This is a genomic window from Haloferax profundi (genome assembly GCF_001469865.1).
Lineage (GTDB): Archaea > Halobacteriota > Halobacteria > Halobacteriales > Haloferacaceae > Haloferax > Haloferax profundi.
Window position 1 is genome coordinate 1 of sequence record NZ_LOPV01000076.1, and the last position, 1107, is coordinate 1107.

General features: G+C 53.1%; 1 pseudogene. It reads left to right on the plus strand.

The window, feature by feature from the left end:
* Positions 1-52: 52 nt before the first annotated feature.
* Positions 53-1107: pseudogene (locus AUR66_RS22500) on the plus strand (conjugal transfer protein); the annotation flags it as partial.

The following is a 1107-nucleotide window of genomic DNA, read 5'->3' on the forward strand; positions in this document are numbered from 1 at the left end:
AATCCCAGCGGGTCATCCAGAAAGCGACTACCCACTCACTGAGCGAGAAGAATTGCAATTCAAAGAGACGCTTTCAGCGATGCATGAACGAGCTGAGAGCAAATTTGGCGTCTCCAACGAGTCGATTCCGAGTTCACAGACACCCGAAGATCTCCAAGAAGTTCTCAGTGTCACTGGTGTTGAGTTAGACGTTGTTCTCGCGAAGGTTGTTCGGAGTCTCCAACTCCAAAACGATGTTCGTGAAGAGAATGGGTGGGTTGCGATCGAAGCAGTTGACGACGAACTTTGTCGCTTGTTCGACGAGGTCGAGGCCGACGCACCATCGTACGACGAGTTAGCGAGTATTCGACAGCGTTCACGGTTACTCGAAACGACCGTCGATATCGACGCTGACGAAGTAATTATCCGACTGAGTGACGCGGGTGAAGAAGCTTCGACACCGGATACTGGTGACGTCCGATCCGCTGGTGGAGACGACCACGATGCAGCACTCTTGGAGGTCGAAGAAGAACTCTCCAAACTCGGCTTCACCGTCTCGATATTGTCGCAGGACGGAAGCGAGAAGCCTGACGCACGAGCGACTCATCCCGAGTTAGAGGAGGCGTTCGCAATTGAGGTTGAGACGTCGACACCTGGAAAGCCCGCAAAGGTGCTCACAAACCTCCGAAAAGCGCAAGAAGGGGGTTCATTCCCAGTATTTGTTGTCCGTCCTGGTGACACAGAGACGTACTGGGCAGAACGAGTCGAGAATATCCTTTCATCACCAATTCGAGAATTAGCAGACGGTGAAACGTGGTTCTACACCTACGATTCGCCGCTCATGTTCAACGGCGGAGCGACCGAACAAGGCGGTGTTACCGCAGTTCGACCTGTGAACGGTAGTGATGACTCGAAACGCACTGTATGGGCCTTGGAGGATGAGTCGATTGTTCTCCGCGATGGATCTGGGACAGAGTATCTCCGAGTTTCCGAGCGGTCGTCAATTACGAAAGAACGCGTGCCAGCAACGTACAGCTACGACCCCGCTGTTGACAAGTATCTCGTGTATGGCCGTGGGGAAACACACGTCTACGAGTCTAAGGACGCATTCGAGTCTGAGTGGGTGAA